We start from the raw sequence: 4274 nt of genomic DNA, 5'->3' as shown, positions 1-4274 counted from the left end.
GGGAAGGTCTGCGGCAATGCTCAAGCCCTTTGGGCTCACAAAAGAAGATTCCACACCGGGCCGCAAACCTGTGACGTAGCAGTGGTCAATGAGGCCGGCCAGCAGCAGACATGCGGTATTGTCTGTAAGAATACACAAGCTCTGATGGATCATAAATGCAAATTTCACAGCGGGCGGCAGCAACCAATCTGCGAGTTGACAGTGGTCGGCAAGGATGGTCAGCAGCAGGCATGCGGGAAGGTCTGCAAGAATATGAAGGTCATGTGGGTTCACAAAAGAAGAGCCCACACCGGGCCGCAAGACTGTAAAGTAAAAGTGGTCACGGAAAATGGTCAGGTGCAGCCGTGTGGGATGGTCTGTAAGAATGCTCAAGCCCTCTCGCTTCACAAAAACAGATGCCATAACGGGTACAGAACCTGTGATGTTACAGTGGTTGGCAATGATGGCCAGCTACGGCCATGCCTGATGGTCTTCAAGAATGCCCAAACCCTGGCGAGTCACAGAAAAAGCGCCCATAGCGGGCAACAAATCTGTAACGCGATGGTGGTCGGGGAGGATGGCCTGCAAAGAACATGCGGGAAGCTCTTCAGGAATGCTCTGCATCTATCGAATCACAAGAGCAAATTCCACACTGGGCAAAAAACCTGTGACATGACCGTGGTTGGAGAGGACGGCCAGTCGCGGCCATGCGGAATTATCTGCAAGAATGCTTCCACTCTGTCAAATCACAAAAGTAAAGAGCACAGCAGACAACAAATCTGTGCTGCAACTGTGATCGGGGAGGATGGTCTGTGGCAACCATGCGGGATTGTCTGTATGAGTGTCAGAGCCCTGTCGCAACACAAAAGAAAAGTCCACACCCGGCAACAAACCTGTGTCACGCTAGTGGTCGGGGAGGATGGCCAACCGTGGCCATGTGGAAAGGTCTGCAAGAGTGTTAAAGCTCTGACTGATCACCAAAGAGCACATCGAAAACGCAAGCCTGATGATATGGAGCAGAACAGAAGACTTCGACCTCTGAAAGGTAAAGTGAACAAGTAAAACCCGCACTTTCATAACGCTTAAGCTCTTCTTCGCCAGAAGCTGCATAGAGCTTGATAAAATTGCCAGAATGGTTGTTGACCGGATGTTGCCCGAAGGGAAGCATATCAAGATTTGTTACGAAATTATCCCCTGCAGAGATCTTTTCCCAGATTACCACTGTCCATGAAGACTCCACGAGGCCGCCGCGTTTGCGATGGTCAGGGGGATCTATCCGAATGGAACTTCCATGCTATCTGAAGGTCACATCATTAAAGATTTCAATACAGTCCTTCAGATTGGAGGAGGAAGACTAACTATGGACAGTTCTATCGCTGGACAGATAAACAAACGCGTTCTTGAAAGTGGCGTTCGGGAGAAGAAAGCAAAGCCGGATTCATCATCAGAAAAAGATGTAAAAACTTACTCTGATATAACGCCCAAAATAAATAGATCGTCACCTCCGATGACGTTGCCCGACAAGTCGAGAAGCTTATCCTCAAGGAATTCTTTGCTTCTTAAGGCCCCTTGTCCCTTCGATTTTCGTTTTGTCGCCAGTGATGATGAGGTCCGACAGCTTTTAGTGACCCTGACCGTCGATGAACATCGGGATGTCGCCCTTATTGCCCATCCTGATGACCTCTCACAGGCCAATCTGGTCAGCCGGTTGAGCATATCTGAAGAGGGTCGCCACATTCTGCGTTCAGGCAGGCTGTTTGAAGGGACACAGCCACTCACTCTGGTGATGGATATCCGAAAGCTCACCAGCAACGATCTGCCAAAATTTAACGATCTCCTGGACCCGGATAATCCCTGCCTGTTCGACAAAGTCAGTCAGAACAAACGCCCTCTGGGAGAACATGTTGCCCTGCTGGTGTTGGCAGACCCTGCACAGTTGGCGTTGGCTGGTCAGCGTGACGACGCGCCGGGCGCTGATTTCTGGCGGCGAATTAATCGGCCGGGAAATACCTGGCAGTTCGACCCACAGACAGACAATGCCTCATCCATGGACATCAAGGAGGTTCCTCCTGTATTGACTCAACTCTCATCTCCCGAAAGTGATAGAGATGACAACCATACCGTTCTTATTGACTGTCACTTGCACAGTAACTGGCGACAGTTGCTTCTGGGTGGTCCCGGAGTCGATAAACAAGGGCGAATCCGGCACATCCCCGGCAGGCTTGAGCTATTGAAGACCGGACAAAGGGTGATTCTGAAAGGAGCCAGTTGGAAGGATCTGGCATTTGAACAGACAATTCGACAGATAATCGCGCAAAGGAGCTTTGAGAGCAACGGCAAGCTTTGTCAGTTACCAGAGGATGTTCAGTTTTACCAGATGCCGGTAGGGAAGGGCGAGCTTCATTCACTGTTCCAAAGCCTGTCCCATTCTTGTGACAAAAAAGAAGGTGACAAAGAACTTGATAAGGAGCACGCATCAGGAAGTCCGATCATTATTAACCAGAGTAATATCGGGGAATGGCTGGGCCCGATTGCCATCGCCCCGGAAGGCTATGCAGTTCCTAACACCTGTCTGTTGAAACAAGTTCGAGCGGGTGGTTTCGTCACCGTCACATCTCCCCTCAGTGAGGCACTCTGGTTTCGTTTACTGGGTTCACTGCAAGTGATTCGCGAGACGACAGGCCTGAAGCCTCAACTTCGGGTTGCTCATACAAAACGGCAGCCGAAAGCCCTGGGATTGGCAGAAAACGATGAGCGCTCAATGGGAGATCAGGCCGTCTTTAATACCGTCACGTATCAGCAACAGGCTCAGGCCAGTCATTGGATCAATCATCAGGAATCACCTTTGGTGATTCAGGTTAATGAACAGACCAGTCTCAGCCAACTGTTTGATAATATCCATATCACCTCGGAACAAAAGGCGCATTTTGGACGACGGCAGAGTGGGTTGCAGGAGGCATTGACCTCTGGCAAGCCGGTTGTATTGCGAGGACTCGAGAGTAATCCAACACTTCAGCAACTTCTGGAACCCCTGGCTGTTGGGCAACCTCTGTTGGTTAATGGCCAATTACAAGCCTACCCACAAACTCATGTCACCTTACTGTGGCCTGAGTCTGTGAAAGCACAGTCTTCAGTACTCGGTTCGATGATCGCCATAGGTAAACCCTGTCCTGCAGTTGACATCTGGCAAATCAATGGGACCAGATATGACATCCCACGGTCTGAGCTGCCCGAACGGGCACTTAAGTCTCTTTACGAAGCGTTTAAAAGCGTACCTCATCACTTTTGTAAGCCTCTGCCCGGAGTGACCGAAGGGTTGCTGAATAACCTGATTCTGGCTGCCCGCAGAGCACAGGCGATTGATCAGTCCCCGGAGCTCTTACCCCGCCATTGGCGCAAAGCCATCAATAGCGTCATTACCCATGGCACCCGACAGAATCCGGCAGTACGGGATTTTATGAAAGTAGCCTGTTGGCAGTTATTGCCGGACGCCTGTGAAAAGCCGGATGCTCATAAGAAGCCCGATGAGCATCAAACCGCCTGGGTAGACCCGGATTGGTTAAACGACATTATCAACTGTGCTCCGCGGCTCGATAGAGCGTTTGTGAAGCAGAACCTATGGCCACTGGCCAGAGCTTTTGACCCGGCAATCTTTAAGGGCACTGAATTTGAACTGTCCTATGAAAAACCATTTCCAGGTCGGGGTGAAAAACAAATTCTGGAAAGGCTCTGTGTCATGATTGTGGCCCATGCTCCTGAAGAACAAAGACAGGCAATGGCGAATCAGTTGGCAGTCGATCCGTCGGAAGCCAAGCCCTGTCAAACGCTGGCCATAAGGCCATCAAGACAGATTAAACGTTTGGAAGACGCACTGGCTTCTGGCTGGCAGTTACCTTTGCCACCAGGACAGACCCGATCCGATGCCATTCACTCTCTGGCCACTGATTGCTTTCATATTACCAGAGCAGCAAATGCTGACTCAGCGGGCATTGAACGCATAGTAAATCGCCTGTCTGAATCACTGGAATGGCAAGGTTCTACTGATAAACCCCTGTTAGCACTGGCTCAAGATCTTTATCACGGCAAGCTGAATCAGAAGGATCGTGAAAGCCGCCGATTATCACGACTTCATGACCGGCTGAAGGACTCTCCTGTTATCTTCCTGCAGGGTGAAACCGGCACTGGGAAAAGTTACTTTTCCGCAAGAATGGCTGAGGCTTCAGGACAGGCTTTGGTGTTGTCCCTTGGGCCTTCTGACAGCGAACAGACTCTGATGAAACGCTGGCAGTGGCAAG

Annotated in this window: 2 protein-coding genes; both read left to right on the top strand. The window is 50.6% G+C overall.

Translation table 11 applies throughout. The features are described from left to right. Nucleotides 1–1041 (top strand): hypothetical protein (locus KDK17_RS03570; protein WP_257287356.1); only part of this gene is annotated, 1041 nt, incomplete at its 5' end. 298 nt (nt 1042–1339) lie between these two features. Next, a partial coding sequence (locus KDK17_RS03565) for a hypothetical protein (protein WP_257287355.1) occupies nt 1340–4274 on the top strand: 2935 nt, incomplete at its 3' end.

It is taken from the genome of Endozoicomonas sp. SESOKO2 (assembly GCF_024606245.1).
In the GTDB taxonomy this organism is placed as follows: domain Bacteria; phylum Pseudomonadota; class Gammaproteobacteria; order Pseudomonadales; family Endozoicomonadaceae; genus Endozoicomonas_A.
This window is presented reverse-complemented; position numbering and strand designations above follow the sequence as displayed.